This window comes from Candidatus Accumulibacter sp. ACC005 (assembly GCF_907163215.1).
Lineage (GTDB): Bacteria > Pseudomonadota > Gammaproteobacteria > Burkholderiales > Rhodocyclaceae > Accumulibacter > Accumulibacter regalis.
The window spans coordinates 479915-499290 of record NZ_CAJQUB010000012.1 but is presented as its reverse complement, the minus strand read 5'-3'; the positions used below and the strand labels follow the sequence as shown (position 1 = coordinate 499290).

Below are 19376 nucleotides of genomic sequence, written 5' to 3'. Positions count from 1 at the left end.
CTTTCTTGATTTTGACGAGGGACAGCTGCGCCGTTAAGTACCGCTACCAGCCGCCGCCGTGTTGGCAACGCCCCTGGCGGTCACCGCCTCGGCAGCCGTGCAACCGCCGGCAATAGCGCAGTCAGCGGTCTTGGCGACCGCGCCGCCGTTGGTGTGACCGCCAAAATTGGTCTTGCCCTTGACCGAGTTGGCGCCGACGGCGTACCACGCGCCAGAGGTGCCGTCCTCGCCGGCGACATTCGTATTCGCCGAGCACTTGGCGGCGATCGGCCGCGTCATGTAGTGCGTACCCGCCGTTCCGTTCGGGATCGGCGCGCCCGCGGCGGCGGCCGTGCTACCAGCGGTCGCCGGACAAATGACCGTGGCGATCGCGAACGCGGAACCGCTGCCAAGCAAGCCCGCAATCAGGGCAGTAGAAGCAAGAATCTTTTTCATGAGACCTCCAAGAGAGCGTGAATGAGTCAATCCGGGGACGAGGCAACGACGGCTGCCGTGAGAATATTCCGGGCATCCGACTGCGCAGCCTTGTCTTCGCCCTTGCGGGTGTAATCCGAGAACTGCGGGATGGCGATGGCGGCGAGAATACCGATGATCGCGACGACGATCATCAGCTCGATCAAGGTAAAGCCTTTTTGCAGCTTCTTCATGGTGGGAACTCCTTCGAGTGAGTGCAACGGACAATCCGTTGATATAAGCAGTATCAAGTTCCATGCCAGGGCCGGAAAAGCCCGCAAAAGCGTGAATTTCCGCACACGGCGGCGACGAACCCGGTCACGTTGCGTCACTCGACTGACGCAAATTGTCACAATCTCCCGCTCGGCACGAGTTCAGCGCGCGAACTCGCCGGCGCGCCTCAGCTGCCGGCGACGCGCCCGGGCGCCGAGCGCGGTAGGGTCAGCGTGAAGCGGGTGCCGTGTCCGGGCGGGCTATCGACGGCGATGCTGCCGCCGAGTACGGCAGTCACCAGGTTGTAGGCGATGTACAGCCCGAGGCCGCTGCCGCCCTGGCCGAGACCGGTCGTGAAGAAGGGTTCGAAGACCCGGTTGAGCGCCTCGGCGGGAATTCCCCGGCCGTTGTCGACGTAGCACAGAACGACCTGATCCGGCGCGACGGTATGCGCCATGATTTCGATGCGCCCCTCGTCGATGCCGGCGAAACCGTGCGCCAGCGAGTTTCCGACGAGGTTGGCGATGACCTGTTCGAGCGGACCCGGGTAGCTGTCCATTTCCAGGTAGGCGGGGATTTCCAGGTCGATGCGGTGACGCGTGTGCTTGAAACCGGGACGCAGGGTGACGAGCATCGCCGCGACGGTCTTGCGCAGGTCGAACGAGCGCCGGCGGGCGCTGCTCTGATCCACCGCCACCTCCTTGAACTGGCCGATCAGTTCGGCGGCGCGGGCCGTATTGCGTTCGAGCAGGTCCACCGCCTCCAGACCGCGGCTGAGCAATCCGTCCACCTGCGAGCGACGCAGGCGGCCGCTGGCAATGGCCTCCGAGAACTCGCGAAACTGCTCGCCGAGGACGCCGGCGACGACGCGCGCGTTGCCCAGCGGCGTGTTCAGTTCGTGCGCCACGCCGGCGACCAGGTGACCCAGCGCGGCGAGTTTTTCCGTCTGCACGAGTTGGGCCATTGCCTGGCGCAACTCGGCGGTTCGTTCGGCGACCAGTTCCTCGAGGTGTTCGCGATACTGGCGTAGCTCCTCGTCGACTCGCCGATGCTCGGTAATGTCGGAACCGACGCTGAACACCTCGACGACCTGGCCGTGTGCGTCGGCCACCGCCCGGTTGGTCCACGAAACCCAGACCCGCTCACCGCCACGGCGCATGTTCTCGTTGATATTGCGCTCGAAGCTCTCCGGGTTGCGGCAGATGTCTTGCATCTGCGCGCGCAGATCCTGGCCACCGCTGGCAAACTCCGGAACGATGGTCCCGATCACGTGCTGGCCGAACAGTTCGTCTTCCGAATAGCCGAAGAACTTCAGACCGAAGTCGTTGATGAAGTTGATCTGCCCCGCGGGGCTCCAGCGCAGGATGATGCTGTTGGCGTTTTCGACCAGTTCGCGATATTGCACCTCGCTCTCCAGCAACGCCTGCTCGGCGCGTCTGCGGTCGGTGACATCCTCGGCGAGAACGACTTGCGCCGGACGCCCCTGATAGGTGATCGCATGGGCGACGATTTCGACATCGATGATCGTTCCGTCCCGGGTGACGTGTTTCCACACCCCCGCAGCGTCGCCCATCTCGTCGACCGAGACGATATCCTCGGGCAGAATCGGGGTGTCGTCGGCAAGGTTTATGTCGCTCACCGTGAGGCCCAGGAATTGCTCGCGGGAATAACCGTACTTGCGCACGGCGGCATCATTGACGGTCATGAAGGCGAGCGTGTCCAGGTCATAGACCCACATCGGATGCGGATTGCTGTCGAAGAGCAGCCGGTAGCGCGCCTCGCTCTCGCGCAGCGCCTGTTCGACGTTCCTGCTTTCGCTGACGTCGATGACCACGCCCAGGTAATGGGTGACCTGCCCGGCAGCGTTGCGTTCGACGGCGGTCCGGTCGTCAACCCAGCGCGTCGTCCCGTCCCTGCAGACGACGCGGTACTCCTGCCGAAAGCGGTCGGCGCCCTGTTCCGTGAATGCCTGCACCTCGGCGCCGACGCGTTGCAGGTCGTCGGGGTGGATCAGCGCGGCGAAGCGAATCGATCCATCGAGCAGCTCTGCCGACGAATAGCCGAGCTGGCTGACGTTGTCGGAAACGAATACGGCCGGCCAACCCTCGTCGGCACGCCAGCGGAAGAGCATCGCCGGGCTGTGCTCGACGACCAGATTGGCTTGCTGCAGCTGCTCCTCGACGCGCAGACGGTCGCTCATCGCGCGCTCGCGCTCACGCTGACGAATGGCCGCCGACATACGATCGAGGTGCGTCGCCAGGCTGTCCAGTTCCTTGACCTGCGCCACTGGCCAGGGCCGCTCGTAGTCGCCGCCGGCGATCGCCTGCGCTTGCGCCGCGTAGCTACCGACGCGCCGGGCAAGGCCGCGGGCGGCGATCCAGGTCGCACCGACGGCCAGCAGCAGCGCCGCCAACAGCCCGGCGGCCAGCGCCCGGAAAGTGCTCATGAACGGCTCGAGGGCCTCGCTTCGCTCTTGCACGACGAGCACCGACCAGCCGAGTTGCGCAACGCCGGCCAGGGTGCCAATGAAACGCTCGCCGTCGGCCACGAACTCCCGTGTCGCGGGAAGCCCCGGCTGCCCGTCGCTGACGCCCGGCAGCGGAGCGAACTCGCGCAGCCGGGCGCCAGAACCGGGTTGTGCGCCGGCGACGAACTGCCCGCGGCGGTCGACAATCATCGTCGCCATTCCGGCGGCATTTGGCAGACGGGCGAGAAGCTCGCCCAGCCGATCGATCGACACTTCGCCGAGCAAGATCGCATCGCCGAGCGGAATGGCGAGGACCGCTGCCGCGCGGTCACCGGTAGACGCGCTGGGCACCTCCGACCACGCGGCGGCGCCACGCGCGCGCGCCGCGCGCATGACCGCGTTGAGCGCTGGATCGGTGCTCGACAGGTGTCGCCGCTGTCCGCCCTGCCCGTCTGCAAGTCCAACGGCGTGCACCACGTCATCCGCGTCGGCGACGTAGATCGCCGTGAATACGTCGCCGTCGGCCAGGTGTGCGCCCAGGACATCCGGCCACGACGAAGGCGAAGGCGAAGACGAAGACGAAGACGAAGACGAAGAAGACGACGACGGCGGCGGCTGCCCGTCCTGCCGGCGAAGGTGGGCGGCAATCGTCGACAGTTCACGCTCGGCGCCAAGCAGGTGCAGCTCGACTTGGCCGGAAATGGCGCCGGCAAGCACCTGCTGACGATTGTCGATATCCACCCGTGCCTGCGGCAGATAGACGACCAGCAGGAGCGCGCCAACCAGCAGCAGTGGCAGCACGCCGGCGAGGACGAAGCGCGCAGCCAGCCACAGCCAGAGCGGCCGCCCCGACGCGCCGGCCCGGGCAGAAAGCGAGGCCGGGGGGGGGTCAGGGCGCAAGCGACGCACCTCGCGTGACGCAACGCGGCGGCGGCGTCGAGACTGCGCGCGCCGAGTCTTGGCGCAGCGGTTCGATCGGGAGACTCATGGGGTGGAAGTCGTGCGCGCGGCAAGCGGACGACGGTTCACAAAGGAAGACAGTCTAACGCCATCGACGGAAAGCTGCCCAGCCGCGCGCTCGCCAGCCACCCCAGGCGCTGCGGCGAAACTCCGCGGCGAGCGGCCTGGAGTAGAATCGGACGCTTGTCGTGCGCGGAAAATGCACCATGCAGTCGCTCTGGATGATCGTCGCCAGCCTCCTCTTCGCGTCCATGGGGGTCTGCGTCAAGCTGGTCGCAGAAAGCCATTCGGCGGTCGAAATCGTCTTCTACCGCAGTTTTCTCGCCCTCTTGCCGATGCTCGCCCTGGCCCGGCTGCGCGGCGTTTCGCTGCACACGCCGCATTGGCGCTGGCAGCTCGGCCGCAGCGCCTTCGGCTTCGCGGCGGTGGTGACCTACTTTTCGGCGATCGGCCTGCTGCCACTGGCCACCGCAGTGACCCTCAACTACACCTCGGCGATCTTCCTCGCCGGCTATCTGGCGCTCGCCGGACTGCGCATGACGTCAGGAATCGTCGCCGCCCTGCTTCTCGGACTGAGCGGGGTCGCCCTGCTCCTCAAGCCGACGCTGCACGCCGAGCAGTTGCTCGGCGGCCTGCTCGGGCTGCTCTCCGGCGCACTCGCCGCGATGGCCTACTTCAGCGTCCGCGAACTCGGCGCGCGCGGCGAGCCGGAAACGCGCACCGTCTTCTATTTCACGCTGCTCTCGTCGCTCGCCGCCGGGCTGTGGCTGCTGTTCTCGGAACGGCACGCGGTCGACATGCGCAGCGGCGCGCTGCTGCTCGGTGTCGCCGCCTTTGCCACCGCCGCGCAGCTGGCCATGACGCGCGCCTACGCCACGGAGAGGACGCTGACCGCCGCAGCCCTGGCCTACAGCACGGTGGTTTTTGCCAGCCTCTTCGGGATCATCCTCTGGAACGAGACGCACGACGGCTGGTCCTGGCTGGCGATCACGCTGATCGTCGTCTCGGGACTGGCGGCGACGCGGCGACCGCTCGCCCGCTGAACCGGTCGCCAACCAGGAGAGCCTCGCCGCGCTCAGAACAGCTTCAATCCATGCAGCAGGACGGCGGCAATCGACAGCGGGGCGACGAAACGAACGAGAACGAAGAGCACGCTCACCAGCCGCGTGTTGCGCAGCGCGCCGTCGTTGCTCAGTTGCCGCGCCATCTCCGGCAGGCCATAGACCCAGCCGACGAAGAGACAGACCATGATCCCGCCGAGCGGCAGGAGGATATTGGAACTGAGGAAGTCGAAGAGGTCGAAGGGATTCATGGCAAAGACCTTGAGGTCGCTGGTCAGGCTTGACGACAGGGCGGCCGGGACGCCGAGGGCGGCAACTGCGGCGATGGTGCCCAACGAGGCGCGCTTGCGACCCAGCCCGAAACGTTCCGAGAGAATGGCCACCGGCACCTCGAGCAGCGAGAGCATGGCGCCGACGCTGGCGATCGCCGTCAGGATGAAGAAGAGCGTCATGAACAGCGTTCCGCCGGGCATGGCGGTAAACACGGCGGGAATGGTCATGAAGACCAGCGATGGCCCGGCAGCGGGTTCGAAGCCGAAGGCAAACACCGCCGGAAAGATGGCCATGCCGGCGAGCAGCGATACCGAGAGATCGGCAAACATGACCCGCGTCGCGGTCAGCGGGATGTTCTGATTGTCGCGAAAATAGCTGCCGTAGGTGAGCATGCAGCCCATGCCGATCGAGAGTTTGAAGAAGGCCAGGCCAAGCGCGGTGAGGACGACGGCCGGGGTGATCTTCGCCAGATCCGGGCTGAACAGGAAACTCAGCCCGGCGCTCGCGCCCGGCAGCGTCAGGCTGCGCGCGCAAAGCACGAGCAGCAGGATGAAGAGCAGTGGCATCAACCTGCGGGTCACCGCCTCGATGCCCCTGGCAACGCCGAACATGATGATGCTGCCGGTCACCGCCAGCACCACCCACTGCCAGAGCAGCGAACTCAGCGGATTGGCCACCAGCTCGGCGAACACGGCACCGGCCACCTGCCGATCGGTGGTGGCGATCTGCCCGGCCATGGCCTTGAAGACGTAGGCGTAGACCCAGCCGGCGACTTCGGAATAGAAGGCGAGAATCAGCAGCGCCGCCGCGAAACCCATCCAGCCGATGCTCTTCCACCACCACTGGCGGCGCGGCGCGACGCGATCGAAAGCGCTCACCGCGTTGGCCCGCGCCGCTCGTCCGAGCATGGTCTCGACGATCATCACCGGCAGGCCGACGAGCAGCGTCGCCAGCAGATAGACGAGGAGAAAACCGGCACCGCCGTTGGCGCCGGTCAGCGAAGGAAATTTCCAGATGTTGCCGAGTCCGACGGCCGAGCCGAGCGTCGCCACGAGGACGCCGAAGGAGCTGGTGAAACCGTCGCGGGAAGTTTGATTCATCGTCTCTCCGAGTGCTTTCTGATGCTGAATGTTCATGCACGTGAGCGCTCACCGGAGGCGCGCATGGCCCGCTCCGACGGTCGACGTGCAAGGGGAAAATGGGGCCGCCGGGGCGATGCCCCTTGCCGGCCATTCGTTTCTGAGCCCTGCGCAGGCGGTTCCCGGACTTAGAGCATGTTCTCCAGAAACGCCCGCGTGCGCGGATGTTCGGGAGCGGCAAAGAGCTCCTTCGCCGGACGCGCTTCGACGATTTCGCCGCCGTCCATGAAAACGACGCGGCTGGCCACCTCGCGGGCAAAGGCCATCTCGTGCGTCACCACCAGCATCGTCATCCGCTCTTCGGCCAGCTCGCGGATGGTGCGCAGGACTTCACCGGTGAGTTCCGGGTCGAGCGCCGAAGTCGGCTCGTCGAAGAGCATGATGTCCGGCTCCATGGCCAGCGCCCGGGCAATCGCCACGCGCTGCTTCTGGCCCCCCGAAAGCCGCGCCGGATAGCTGTCGCGCTTGTCGAGCAGGCCGACCTTGCGCAACAGCGCTTCGGCCTTGGGCAGGACCTCCTGGCGGCGCAATCCCTTGACGGTCAACGGCGCCTCGACGATGTTCTCGAGCACGGTCAGATGCGGAAACAGATTGAAGTGCTGAAAGACCATGCCCATCCTGCGGCAGATGCGCCGCAGCCCGGCGTCGGCGACGTAGCGGCAATGCCCCTTTTCGTCCGCACCGACCAGCGTTTCGCCTTCGATGTCGATGTGCCCGCGATCGATCGTTTCGAGATGGTTGAGGCAGCGCAGAAAGGTGCTCTTGCCGGACCCCGAGGGGCCGATGATCGCCAGCACCTCGCCCTTGCCGACGTCCAGCGAAACGCCGCGCAGCACTTCCACCGCAGCGAAGCGCTTGTGCACGTCGAGCGCGTGGATCATCGGGCTATTCATCGTACACCGCGTACTTCCTTTCCAGACGCTGGAAGGCGAGCGTCAGCACCAGCGTCATCACCAGGTAGAAAGCCGCGGCGACGATGAAAGGGGTGGTCGTGAAGTCGCGCTGCACGATGCCGCGCGCAGCGCGCAGCAGGTCGTTCATGGCCAGCACGTAAATCAGCGAGGTGTCCTTGACCAGGGTGATCGTCTCGTTGCTCAGCGGCGGCAGGATGCGCTTGAAGACCTGCGGCAGGACGATGCGGCGCATGGTCTGCGGGTAGCTCAGACCGAGCACGCGCGCACCTTCGTACTGGCCGCGGTCGATCGACTGGATGCCGGCGCGAAAGATCTCGGCGAAATACGCCGCGTAGTTGAGCACGAAAGCGACGATCGCCGCCGTGAAGTCGGGCAGGCGAATTCCGATCAGCGGCACGAAAGGCAGGGCGAAGTAGATGAACAGCATCTGCAGCATCAACGGCGTGCCACGCATCAGCCAGATGTAGCCGTTGACCAGAGCGCTGACGACGACGAAACGCGAAACGCGCAACAAGGCCAGCAACAGGCCGAGCGGCACCGCCAGAACGAAGGTGATGATGAACACCTGCAGGGTCACCCCCGTTCCTTCGAGCAGGGGACCCATTATTTCGATTACATAGTTCATGCGCTATTTCTCAACACCCGCTGGGGGGCAGATAGCGAGGTGTCGAGGTGTCGCATTCTTGGCAAGACTTTCAGCAAGCCCCTCTTCGCTCCACCTGGCGGCAATCCGGCGCCACTCTCCCGCGACGCTTCCGCCGCATCGACAACGCCCGGGGTAAAACCTCTGGATTGCCGCGTCGGCTTCGCCTCCTCGCAATGACGTGCGGATTCGCCGTGGCGCCGCGACCGCCCGGCGGCACGGCCGGGTTCCGTTCGCAGCGGGAACCGCCGGGCTATTTCTTGACGATGTCCTTGCCGAACCATTTGTTCGAAATCGCAGCGGCGGAACCATCGCCCTTCATTTCGTCCATCGCCTTCTGCAGCCTGGCCATCAGCTCGGTATCGTCCTTGCGCGTCCCCACGCCGTAGTCCTCGGTGCCGAAGTTTTCCTCGAGCACGCGATACTCACCGGGTTTCTTGGCCGTGTAGTAACGCCCGACGACCTCGTCGACCACCAGCGCGTCGAGTCGACCAATGCTGAGATCCATCAGCGCCGTCACGTTGTCGCCGAACTTCTTGAGTTCCTTCAGCGATTTGGCGGTCGCGCCATCCTTCTCGATGGCCTCGATCGCGCTGCTGCCGTCCTGCACGCCGACCACCTTGCCGGCCAGGTCGGCCTTGCTGTTCACCGCCGACTTGTCGGTGACGATGATGATCTGCCGGTTTTCGAGGTACGGCGTGGTGAACAGGATCTTTTCCTTGCGCGCGTCGGTGATCGTCAGGCCGTTCCACAGCACGTCCACCCGCTTGCTGCTCAACTCGGCTTCCTTGGCATTCCAGTCGATCGGTTTGAACGTCACCTCGGCGCCAAGGCGCTTGCCGGCCTCGGTCGCCAGATCGATGTCGAAGCCGACCAGCGTGTTGCTCTCGTCACGAAAGCCCATCGGCGGGAAATTGTCGTCCAGTCCGACGACGATCGCGGCCACCGGGGCCGGGGCCGGCGCCGCTGCGGCGCTGGCCGCAGGCGCTTCCTTCTTGCCGCACGCCGCGAGCAGGGCTGCGGCAAGAATAGCGACGATCACCAGCGAGGTCTGTTTCTTCATGTCTCTTCTCTAGCTATGCGTTGAAAGGGCGGCATGATAACAGGCTCTGACGCCAGCGCCGCCTGCGCTGCGCGTCGCTGCCGAAGCCCCGGCCACGCCCCTGGCGTGCGGCGGCGTCGGCAGTTCAATTCCGCTCGTGGTCGCGGCGATAGCGCTCGAAGGCGCCGCGCACGGTTTCACGCAGTTCGGCGTCGTCCCAGGGCTTGGTCATGAAACGGTAGATCTCGCCGTGATTCACGGCGTCGGTGACCGACTGCAGATCGGTATATCCGGAGAGGATCATGCGCACCGTATCCGGAAACAGCGCCCTGGCACGGGCGATGAACTCGCTGCCCGACATCGCCGGCATGCGCTGGTCGGTGATGATCACGCCGACGCGGTGGCGGGCGAGGATCTCCAGCCCCTCGATGCCACTGCTCGCCGTGAAGATGCGGTAGCGGTCGGCGCGCAACAGCCGGCGCAGCGCGTTGGTGATGTTCGCCTCGTCATCGACCAGCAGCAGCGTCCGCGACGCCTCATCCTCCTCATCCGCGGCGCCGGCCGCGGCAAAGTTCAGGCAGCGCGCCTCGCGCAGGAAGACCTCGAAATCGTAGCCCGGCAGGGGCTGGCTGAAGTAGAAACCCTGCATCTCGTCACAGCCCCGTTCGCGCAGGAACTTCAGCTGCGCCTCGCTCTCGACGCCCTCGGCGATGACCTTCACTCCCAGGCTCTTGGCCATGGCGATGACGGCCAGCGCGACGGCCGCAGCGGTCCGGTCGCCGAGAATGTCACGCACGAAGCAGCGGTCGATCTTGATGCGGTCGACGGTGATGCGCAACAGATGGGCGAGCGACGAAAAGCCGGTACCGAAGTCGTCCATCGCCGTCGTCACGCCGGCGGCACGAATCCTTTTCAGGATCGCCGTCACCCGTCCGATGTCCTGCAAGGCGAGGCTTTCGGTCAGTTCGACTTCCAGCGCGCCGCTGCCCAGCCCGGCGCGATCGATTGCCGCAGCCAGCTGTTCGGCCAGGTCGTCACTCTCGAACTGTCGCGCCGACAGGTTGACCGCCAGCCGCGGTGGCGTCAGGCCGGCGTCCCGCCAGGCACGCGACTGCTGGCAGGCGGTTTCGATCACCCACTGGCCGATCGGCACGATCAGGCCGCTGTCCTCGGCAAGGGTAATGAAGTCCTCGGGCGAAATCATCCCGCGCAGCGGATGCCGCCAGCGCAGCAGGGCTTCAGCGCCAACGATTTCGCCGCTGATCAGATCGACCTGCGGCTGGTAGTGGAGCTCGAACTCGCCACGCTCGAGCGCTCGCCCGAGGTCGGCTTCGATGGCCAACTGCCCGGCAACGCGCTCGTTCATCTCGGCCTGGTAGAAGTGGAAGGCGCCGCGACCCCTGGCCTTGGCGCGATGCATCGCCGCGTCGGCGTTCTTGAGCAGCGTCTCCGCATCGCAACCGTCACGCGGGAAGAGACTGGCGCCGACGCTGCAGGTGATCGCCAGTTCGTGGCCGTCGATTTCCACAGGCCGGGCAACGCTCTCCAGGATGCGCGCGATGACCCGCGCCACTTCACCGTCGCCGAGCGGATCGGCAAGGATCAGCACGAACTCGTCGCCGCCAAGGCGGGCGACGGTATCCCCTTCGCGCACGCTGTCGGCGAGCCGCCCGGCGACGATACGCAGCAACTCGTCGCCATGGCCGTGCCCGAGGCTGTTGTTGACCCGCTTGAACTGGTCGATATCGACCGCCAGCAGGGCCAGCTTGGCATCGTGGCGTTCGGCGTAGGCGATCGCCTGCTGCCCGCGGTCGCGCAGCAGGTTGCGGTTGGCCAGGCCGGTCAGCGAATCGTGGTTGGTCTGGTGTTCGAGTTCCTCTTCGTAACGGCGGCGCTCACTGATATCGTGGAAGACGCTGACGAAGTGTCCGAGCGTACCGTCCGGCGAACAGACCGGCGCCACGTTCAGTTCGGCCCACAGCGGCGAACCGTCCTTGCGACGACAGCGCAGCGTCACCTGCGTGCCGCGCCGCTCGCGCAGCGCCTGACGCAACTCGTTGAGCTCCAATTGATCGAGTTCGCCGGCGAGCAGAAAACGGCCGCTGCTGCCGAGCACTTCGTCGGCGCCATAGCCGGTGATCGCTTCGAAACCGGGATTGACGTAGGTGATCGGGTGAGCGGGGTCGAGGGCATCGGTGATCATGACACCGTTGGCCGACGCTTCGACGGCGCGCTTGAGCAACAACATGCCGGCTTCGGCGCGCTGCGCGAAGATTCCGTAGGCGAGGTCGTCGGCGAGCTCTTCGAGCACCTCACAGGCGTCGTCGTCGAAGCCCTGTGGATCGGGCGTCAGCAGGTTGAGCACACCGATCGACACGCCGCGTCCGACCAGCGGCAGAGCGATTGCGGCGCACTGGCCGCGGTCGGCGAGGCCGCTGCTCCAGTGCTCGGGGGCATTAGCCAAAACGAACAGGCAGGTCAGCGCCTGCCCCTGCTCCAGGGCAGGCAGCGCCAGCTGCTGGCGAAAGCCGCTGCGCCAGAGATCGCCATCCAGTGACGCCAGGGAAGAGGCGGCGACCAGCGCGGCCGGTTCCGCCGCCAGTCGAGCCTCGCCGCTACTGCGATCCACCAGGTCGACCCACACCGCGGAATAGCCGCCCTGGCGGTGCAGGCGATCAACGATGCCACCGATCATCTCGCTCTCGCTACCGGCGCGCACCAGCGCCGCGTTGCAATCGTGGATCAGACGCAGCGTGGCGTTCAGCCGACGCAGCGCCAGCGACTGGCGGTCGCGCTCGCTGACGTCGCGGACGGCGCAGGTGATAATCCTTCCCGACGCCTCGTCGATGTGGCTCAGGCTGATCTCGACGGGGAACAGGCTGCCATCGCAGCGCTGGCCCTGGAGATGCGCAACGCGCATGCTGCCCGGTCGCGGCTGCGCGTCGAAGCGGGCGCGGTGACCACGGTGCGCCGCACGCTTGGCTTCGGGAACCAGCAGGTCGATGCAAAGTCCGTTCAGGGCGCCGGGACGATAGCCGAACATCCGCTCGGCGCTGGTATTGGCGAGCAGGATGCTGCCGGCCGAATCGACCAGAAACAGAGCGTCAGCGGCGGTTTCGAGTACGCCACGGTAGCGCGCCTCGGCGGCCGCCAGGGCAGTCAGAGTGCGCGGTTCCTGGCCGGCGTCCGGCGGCCTGTCGAGATCTTCGGGTGAGACCGGAAGGACGTCGGCCTTCATGCGCAGAGCTCCGCCAGCACGCGCGGCAATTCAGGAACCAGATTGGCCTTGCAGACGTAGGCGTCGACGCCGATCGCTGCGGCCGCCGCCCGATACTCCGGCGTCGAGTGCAGGGAAACGACCAGCAACTTGATGTCCGCGTCCACCTCGCGGATGCACTTTGCCGTCTCGAGACCGTTCAGGCCGGGCATCGCGATATCGAGAATGACGACATCCGGGCGCTCGCTGCCCAGGACCTGCAGCGCTTCCTCGCCGGAGCCGACGCTGGCGGCTATTTCGAAACCCAGCCCGCGCAGCATGCGCGCCAGCAACTTGCGGAACTCGGGACAATCATCGACCAACAGCACCCGGACCACACTCATGACCATCACCCTTTCGTCTGAACATGGGCTGAGTCTGGTGGAAGCGGCGGCCTGGCGCCATCGGGGGATCCCCTAGCGGCGACCGGAAAAATCCCGCCCGGCGCCGGGGCGCTCAGCGTCCGGCACGCCTATTCGGCGGCGGAAACAAGTCCGTTGCGGATCGCATAGCGGGTCAGCCCCGCCACATCGTGAATGTTCAGCCGCTCCATGATCTGGGCACGGTGCGACTCGACGGTCTTGGCGCTGATGCCGAGGTCGAAAGCGATTTCCTTGGCCCCGCGACCGGCGGCGATACGGCACAGGATCTCGCTTTGACGCGGCGTCAGGGCGTCGGCGGCGGGTGGTCCGCCTTTGCCGCGGGAAAGGTAGCCGTCGACGACCTGTCGCGAGACGCTCGGCGACAGCCAGGTTTCACCGCGCATCACCGCGCGCAGCGCGAGTTCGAGCTCGACCGGCGCGGCGTCCTTGATCAGGTAGCCGACAGCGCCGACCTGCAGCGCCTCCCTGACGTACTCGGCGTCGGCGTGCATCGACAGCACGATCACCCGCACGGCCGGATAGAGGCGATGGATCTCGGCGCTCGCCACCAGTCCGCCCATGCCCTTCATGGCGATGTCGATGAGCAACAAATCGGGCAGGCACTCGCCGACGCGAGCGATGGCCGTGGCGCCATCGTCGGCTTCACCGACCACTTCGACGCCGCTGAAGGCGCCGAGGAGCGAACGGATGCCGGCACGCACCAGCTGGTGATCGTCGGCGAGAACGACGCGTATACGGTCGTTCATCAGGTCGCTCCGGGCAGTGGCAGCGTCACACGCACCTCGCTGCCGGCGCGCTGCGCGGGCTGCGAGCGCACCTCGAGCCGGCCGCCGGCAAGAGTGGCGCGCTCCTGCATCGAGAGCAGGCCGAGGCTCGTGCCACGCGCCGCGCCGGCAAATGCCGCCGCGGCGTCAAAGCCACGGCCATCGTCACGCAGGGAGAGGATCAGCGCGCCTTGCGCATAGCGCAACTCGAGCACCACCGCAGTCGCGCCGGCATGGCGGATGACGTTGTTCAGCGCCTCCTGGGCAATGCGGAAGCAGGTGATGGCAATATCCTCCGGCGGCGACGGCAGGCCGTCGTCGGCGATGAAGCTGGCCCGGATTCCGGCATGGCGGCAGGTATTGCCGAGGTGTGCGCGCAGCGCCGGCACCAGGCCGAGGTCGTCGAGCTGCGGCGGGCGCAGCTCGACCGACAGGGCGCGTACGCGCTGCAGGGTCCGGTCGGCAATATCGGCAGCCTCGTGGATTTCGTCCTGCTCGCCGCCGGCAGACCAGCGGCGCATGCCCAGGAGCACGATCTTGATCATCGTCAGGTTCTGCCCGATATCGTCGTGCAGGTCGCGGGCCAGACGCCGCCGCTCGTCTTCCTGCACGCCGATGAGCCGAGCCGAGACCTCGTGCAGACGCGCGAGAGCGCTGCGCAAGTCGGCCTCGGCGCGCCGCCGGTGCTCGTCGGCGCTGAATTTTTCGAGGGCGAACGATATGTCGCTGGCCAACTCGGCGAGCAGCTCGATCAACTCCTCGTCAAAGTAACCGACTTCGCCGGCGTAGAGGCTGAAGACGCCGACCACGGCGCCAGCGCGCCGGAGCGGAAACGCCGCCGAGGCGGCGATTCCCGCCGCCCGCGCGCGTTCCTGCCAGGGGCCGGTGCGCGGGTCACTGACGAAGTCATTGCAGATCGCCGGCCGACCAGCGCGCATGGCGGCACCGTCCGGGCCATGCCCCTGCTCATGCTGGGCGTCGATCGAAATGCGCAGGCCGCGCAGGTATTCGCCGGCGATGCCCGAATCGGCGACGACGCCGATCCAGCCATCGGCGTCGAGCAGGCCGATCCAGGCACCGTCGACGTCGCCGTGGCGAACGACGATCCGGCAGGCGTCGACGAGCAGCGTCCCGGCAGACTCGGCGTGCATGATCGCCTGATTGGTCTGCGCCACGGCGTTGAAGAAACCGCTCAGCCGCCGCAGGCGCCGTTCCGCCTCCTTGCGTTCGCTGATGTCGCGGGCGATGGCAAAGACGCCAACCGTCTCGTCGGCGAGCTGCAGGCAGCCCTTGGTCGTCAGATAGGTGCGCTCGCCGCCGTCGGCAGCGCGGAGGATTTCCTCGCAGGTCTCGGTCACCGCCGCCGACATCAGACGCTGGTCGTCGGCGCGCCGGCGCGCCGCCGTCTCGGCGGGAAAGAGATCCGCGTCGCCACGGCCGAGAATGTCCTTGCGCTGTCGCCCGAGCAAGCGCTCGAACGCGCGGTTGCAGAGGAGGTAGCGACCATCGGCAGCCTTGGCGAAGATGCAGTCGGTCGAACCCTCGACCAGCGCCGAGAGCGTCGCCGCCAGCTCGTCGATGCGCCGCTCCTGGCGCTCGGCTTCGACACGCAGCAAGGCCTCGTGCTGGTGCCGCTGCAGCGCCAGCTCGATCGCCAATTGCAGCTCGCGATCGTTACAGGGTTTGATCAGGTAGGCATGCGGCGCAGTGATGCGCGCGCGCGCGAAGCGCTCCTCGTCCGCATAGGCGGTCAGATAGAGCAGCGGCACGCGCTGCTCGTCGAGGATCACCCGCGCTGCATCGATGCCATCGACGCCGCCGGGCAGGACAATGTCCATCAATACCAGGTCAGGCCGTTCACGCGCCGCCACGGCCACCGCCTCTTCGCCGGAGGCCACCGGCCCGGCAATCACGTAACCCAGCGCGGCGAGCCGCAGCGCCAGCGCCCGGGAAACGAGGGGGTCGTCCTCGACGACCAGGATGCGTTTGCCCGCCGGCATGCTGGTGTTCATTTCCTGGCTCCCGAGAGTGCGGCGGCCGGCGCCGTAAGGGCAGGCGGCGAGCTGTCGCTCGCCACCGTCAGTGTGGTCAGAAGGCGATCGAACTGCAGCCTGGCGCTGTCCACGCGCGCGGCCGGGTCGGCGTCCAGCTGCCGCGCCAGTTCCTCGATCGCGAGCGCCGTGGCGCCAAGGTCGGGGTGACCGAAGGTTCCCGCCGCCCCGGCGAGGCTATGCGCGACGGCGCACAGTTTGCGCAGCGCCGCCTCGTCGCTCCTGTCCCGGACCTCCCGGTCCTCCCAGTGCTTCCCGAGCGCCGTCAACGCAGCCTCGACCTGGCGCAGTCGCGCCGGCAGCGAGCGCTGGAACTCCTCGCCAAGCTCGGCCAGTTGCGCCGCCAGCTGGGCGGCGGCAGCGGCGGGCAGGTCAGCCATCGCGAGCCTCCCAGAGCGCGCGCACCTGACCGGCCAGGGCCATCGGATCGAAGGGCTTGGTGATCACGCCCAGCGCACCCTCGGCCTGGAGCGCGGCGATCTCGCCGGGCAGCGCTCGCGCGGTCATGAAGATCGCCGGCACGGCCTCGGTTTCGGACAGCGCGCGCAAGGCGCGCAAGGTCGCCGGCCCGTCCATGCCCGGCATCATGACGTCGAGCAACAGCAGATCAGGGGCGAATTCGCGCACGCGCAGCAGCGCCTCGTCGCCGGAGGAAGCGACCTCGACCGCAAAGCCGCCAACCGCTTCGAGCGCCAGCTTGGCGACCGTGCGGATGTCGACCTCGTCCTCGACGTACAGAATCCGTTGCAGGCTAGCACTCATCATCGTTCTCCTTCTCGTTCTTCGTCACGTCTCCGTCTGCCAACCGAGCACGCCGGCCCGGTTCAGCACGCGCCGCCGACCGCGTCAACCCGTGCACGATCTGCACCAGCCGTTCGTTGGAGGTACGCGACTTGACCAGGCTGGCGGCGACCGCCTGCTGCGCAGCGAGCGGCGTCTCGGCGTCGCTGGCGGAAAAGACGACCACCGGCGGCGGCTGCGCCAGACCCTGGATCAGCGGCAGCAGGTCGAGCCCGGACCCGTCGGGCAGGCCAAGATCGAGGATCACGACATCGAAGGTGCGCGTGGCCAGCTCGGCCTTGGCAGTGGACAGCGTACGCGCCTCGATGATTTCCGCCCGCGATCCGAACTGGGCGGCAACGATGCGCACCAGATCGACATCGTCCTCGACGTGCAGGATGCGCGTCGGTTGCGACGCTGGCCCGCGGATGGCGCGCTTGAGCGCGGCCGAGAGTCGCTGCGCGTCGACCGGCTTTTCGAGCCAGTCGACCACCGCCAGCGCGCCGCCGAGCCCCGGGGTCAGCACATCCGGCGACCCCGACACGACGACCACCGGCACCTCGAACCCCCCCTTGGCCGCGCGCAGGCGGGTCAGCAGATCGACGCCCGTCTCATCGGGCAGGCCGATCTCCAGGGTCATCGCCGCGTACTGACGGCTGGCGAGCAGCTCGCGAGCCATCGCTGCGCTCGCTGCATGGTCGACCTGATAGCCGGCACGCTGCAACAAGTTCGCCAGAAGCTGCGCGACGTCGGCATCGTCCTCGCAAACGAGCACCCGTGGCGCGTCGGCGCTCGCCTCGCCGCCATTAGCCGGTACCGTACCCGACAGCGACGCGACCTCCGGCAACTCGAACCAGAAGCAGGCGCCGTGACCGGGCTCGCTGCTGAAACCGATCTCGCCGCCCATGCGCTCGACCAGCGCGCGCGAGATCGACAGGCCGAGACCCGAACCGCCCTTGGCCCGCGTCGTCGATCCGTCGGCCTGGGAGAACTTGTCGAAAATTCGCGCACGAAACTCCTCCGGGATCCCCGGGCCACGATCGACGACTTCGATGCGCAGGCGATCGCCGCGGCGGTGCAGCGAGACATCGACCGTCGCGCCGGGCGGCGAGAACTTGGCGGCGTTGGAGAGCAGATTGGCGAGCACCTGCAGAAGGCGATCGGCGTCGATGTGCGCGCTGCCCTCGGCGAGGCGGGCGACGATGGCCAGCTTGACGTCGTGTTGCACGGCAAAGCCCTGGTTGGCCGCGACCGCCTGCTCGATCAAGGGCAGCAGCGGCTGCGTCGCAAACTGGAAGCTCATCCGGCCCGAAGCGATCCTTTCCACGTCGAGAATATCGTTGATCAGGTCGACCAGCCGATCGCAGTTGGTCGCCGCGATTCCGATCAGCGCTTTCGCCTGCGGCGGCAACTCGCCGGCGATTCCGCCCTCGAGCAGACCGAGGGAGCCGCGAATCGACGTCAGCGGCGTACGCAACTCATGGCTGACCGTGGACACGAACTCGTTCTTGAGCTGCTCCATCTTCTTGCGCTCGGAGATGTCGCGCACCAGCCCGATGAAACGCCGACGGTCGTTCACGGTCACCTCGGTGACCGCCAGTTCCATCGGAAAACAACTGCCGTCGGAACGCTTGCCGACGACTTCGCGGCCGATGCCGATGATCTTGCGCACCCCGGTTCGCCGATAGGCACTGAGGTAGCCGTCATGCTCGCCGGCGTAGGGCGCGGGCATCAGCATCTTGACGTTGCGCCCGAGCACCTCCTCCGTGCGGTAGCGGAACAGGCTCTCGGCGGCCAGGTTGAAGCTTTCGACAAGACCTTGCTCGTCGATGGTAATGATCGCATCGAGCGTGTTGTCGAGCACCGCGCGCGCGCGTGCCTCGGATTCGCGCAGCTCGTGGGTCATGGCGTCGGCCAGCGTGAGCGCGCGCGCCCGCGACCCGGCAAACGACTGCAGGAGCGCGAAAACGAGGGCGCTGATCAGCGCACCGCCGGCGAGTACGGCAGTGGCGGTGCGTTTGACCGCCGCCGGCGCGTCGACGGCGTCGATGCGCAGTCGCCACTGTCGGTCGGCGAAGTCGAATAGCTTGTCGCTGCTGTAGGGCGCCGGCGACGAGCGGCTCTCCGACGGCATCAGGCGCAGGAGGGGCTGCGCGTCGGCGACGGCACCGCCGGCCGCGCCAACCAGGCCAACGTCATCGATCCTCAGGTCGAGACGCTCGGCATCCTCGCCGAACACGCCACGCGCCAGATCCCCCATCCGGAAGGCGGCATAGACGACGCCGACAAACGCCGCCCACCGCTCTTCGATGGTCAGCAGCGAGGCCCCGTTGCGATAGATCGGCAGGAGCAGCAGGAAGCTGCTCTGACGCCCGGTCTCCTGGACCAGGGTGATTGGCGCGGTTGCAGCGGCTGCACCACTCGCGCGCGCCCGCTCGGCGGCGCTCCGACGCTCGCTTTCGCTGAGTAGATCGAGGCCGAAAGCAGCTTCGTTGCCCTGCGGCGGCTCGGTGTAATCGATGACCAGGTACTCCGGCCGCTCGCCTGGCGGGCGAATCGCAAACGTCGGATAGCCCTCGGCGAGCAGCCGCCGATCGGAACGAACCGCTGTGATGAAGGCCTCGCGTTCCGCAAGTGGCACCCGGCGCGCGAAACCGACGACCTGGACGCCGGGAAGGTCCTGCTTGAGTTCGAGCCGTACGACATAGCGATGGAACTCGCCACGGTCGACCTCCTCGGAGCCCGCGAAGAAGCCCTGCAGACCACGCAGGACACCTTCGTAGGCATCGAGTCGTTCCTTGAGCTGGAGGGCGCGGATCGCCGCCGCCTGCTGGAATTCGTGCCTGGCCTCGCTTTCGGCAACGCCGGCGGCCCATTGCGCCGCCCAGACGGTAAGCGCCAGACCAGCGAAGAGCGAAAGCACTGCGCTGCGTTGAATGCTGAACACTGCCATCAATGCCCTCCGCCGCTTGCCGAT

15 protein-coding genes are annotated in these 19376 nt (G+C 66.9%); 1 reads left to right on the top strand and 14 read right to left on the bottom strand.

Translation table 11 applies throughout. The features are described from left to right. Positions 1-33: 33 nt before the first annotated feature. From QZ613_RS16065 to QZ613_RS16055, 3 genes are all read right to left on the bottom strand, one after another. On the bottom strand, positions 34-435 hold the full coding sequence (locus QZ613_RS16065; RefSeq protein WP_291983183.1) for a hypothetical protein: 402 nt from the start codon (positions 433-435) through the stop codon (positions 34-36). A gap of 26 nt (positions 436-461) precedes the next feature. Continuing rightward, a complete protein-coding gene (locus tag QZ613_RS16060; RefSeq protein WP_043567319.1) occupies positions 462-647 on the bottom strand; it encodes a prepilin-type N-terminal cleavage/methylation domain-containing protein in 186 nt (61 codons plus the stop codon). 206 nt (positions 648-853) lie between these two features. Beyond that, entirely contained in the window at positions 854-4033 is a 3180-nt protein-coding gene (locus tag QZ613_RS16055) for a PAS domain S-box protein (protein WP_291865146.1), read from the bottom strand. A 266-nt stretch (positions 4034-4299) separates the two neighbouring features. Between QZ613_RS16055 and QZ613_RS16050 the strand changes: the two genes are divergently transcribed. After that, positions 4300-5136 carry a DMT family transporter gene (locus QZ613_RS16050; protein WP_291865143.1) on the top strand — a complete coding sequence of 279 codons (837 nt, stop codon included), beginning with the start codon at positions 4300-4302 and terminating at the stop codon, positions 5134-5136. A gap of 32 nt (positions 5137-5168) precedes the next feature. Here the strand turns inward: QZ613_RS16050 and QZ613_RS16045 are convergent, their stop codons facing one another. From QZ613_RS16045 to QZ613_RS15995, 11 genes are all read right to left on the bottom strand, one after another. After that, entirely contained in the window at positions 5169-6527 is a 1359-nt protein-coding gene (locus QZ613_RS16045; RefSeq protein WP_291900859.1) for a sodium-dependent transporter, read from the bottom strand. Between the two features lie 167 nt (positions 6528-6694). Further along, on the bottom strand, positions 6695-7447 hold the full coding sequence (locus QZ613_RS16040) for an amino acid ABC transporter ATP-binding protein (RefSeq protein ID WP_291865153.1): 753 nt from the start codon (positions 7445-7447) through the stop codon (positions 6695-6697). A gap of 4 nt (positions 7448-7451) precedes the next feature. After that, positions 7452-8105 carry an amino acid ABC transporter permease gene (locus tag QZ613_RS16035; RefSeq protein ID WP_291865136.1) on the bottom strand — a complete coding sequence of 218 codons (654 nt, stop codon included), beginning with the start codon at positions 8103-8105 and terminating at the stop codon, positions 7452-7454. 271 nt (positions 8106-8376) lie between these two features. Further along, on the bottom strand, positions 8377-9186 hold the full coding sequence (locus QZ613_RS16030) for an amino acid ABC transporter substrate-binding protein (protein ID WP_291865133.1): 810 nt from the start codon (positions 9184-9186) through the stop codon (positions 8377-8379). Between the two features lie 124 nt (positions 9187-9310). Further along, positions 9311-12403 carry an EAL domain-containing protein gene (locus QZ613_RS16025; protein WP_291983181.1) on the bottom strand — a complete coding sequence of 1031 codons (3093 nt, stop codon included), beginning with the start codon at positions 12401-12403 and terminating at the stop codon, positions 9311-9313. Further along, on the bottom strand, positions 12400-12765 hold the full coding sequence (locus tag QZ613_RS16020) for a response regulator transcription factor (protein WP_291865126.1): 366 nt from the start codon (positions 12763-12765) through the stop codon (positions 12400-12402). Before QZ613_RS16020 ends, QZ613_RS16025 begins: the two co-directional genes overlap by 4 nt. 128 nt (positions 12766-12893) lie before the next feature. Beyond that, positions 12894-13550 carry a response regulator transcription factor gene (locus tag QZ613_RS16015; RefSeq protein WP_291865123.1) on the bottom strand — a complete coding sequence of 219 codons (657 nt, stop codon included), beginning with the start codon at positions 13548-13550 and terminating at the stop codon, positions 12894-12896. Continuing rightward, a complete protein-coding gene (locus QZ613_RS16010) occupies positions 13550-15580 on the bottom strand; it encodes a GAF domain-containing protein (RefSeq protein WP_291865120.1) in 2031 nt (676 codons plus the stop codon). Before QZ613_RS16010 ends, QZ613_RS16015 begins: the two co-directional genes overlap by 1 nt. Continuing rightward, the gene (locus QZ613_RS16005) at positions 15577-15999 is read right to left on the bottom strand and encodes an Hpt domain-containing protein (protein ID WP_291865117.1); all 423 of its coding nucleotides are present in this window, start codon (positions 15997-15999) and stop codon (positions 15577-15579) included. Before QZ613_RS16005 ends, QZ613_RS16010 begins: the two co-directional genes overlap by 4 nt. Then, entirely contained in the window at positions 15992-16381 is a 390-nt protein-coding gene (locus QZ613_RS16000) for a response regulator (protein WP_291865150.1), read from the bottom strand. Before QZ613_RS16000 ends, QZ613_RS16005 begins: the two co-directional genes overlap by 8 nt. After that, positions 16371-19352 carry a CHASE domain-containing protein gene (locus tag QZ613_RS15995; protein WP_291983179.1) on the bottom strand — a complete coding sequence of 994 codons (2982 nt, stop codon included), beginning with the start codon at positions 19350-19352 and terminating at the stop codon, positions 16371-16373. Before QZ613_RS15995 ends, QZ613_RS16000 begins: the two co-directional genes overlap by 11 nt. Between the last annotated feature and the right edge of the window lie 24 nt (positions 19353-19376).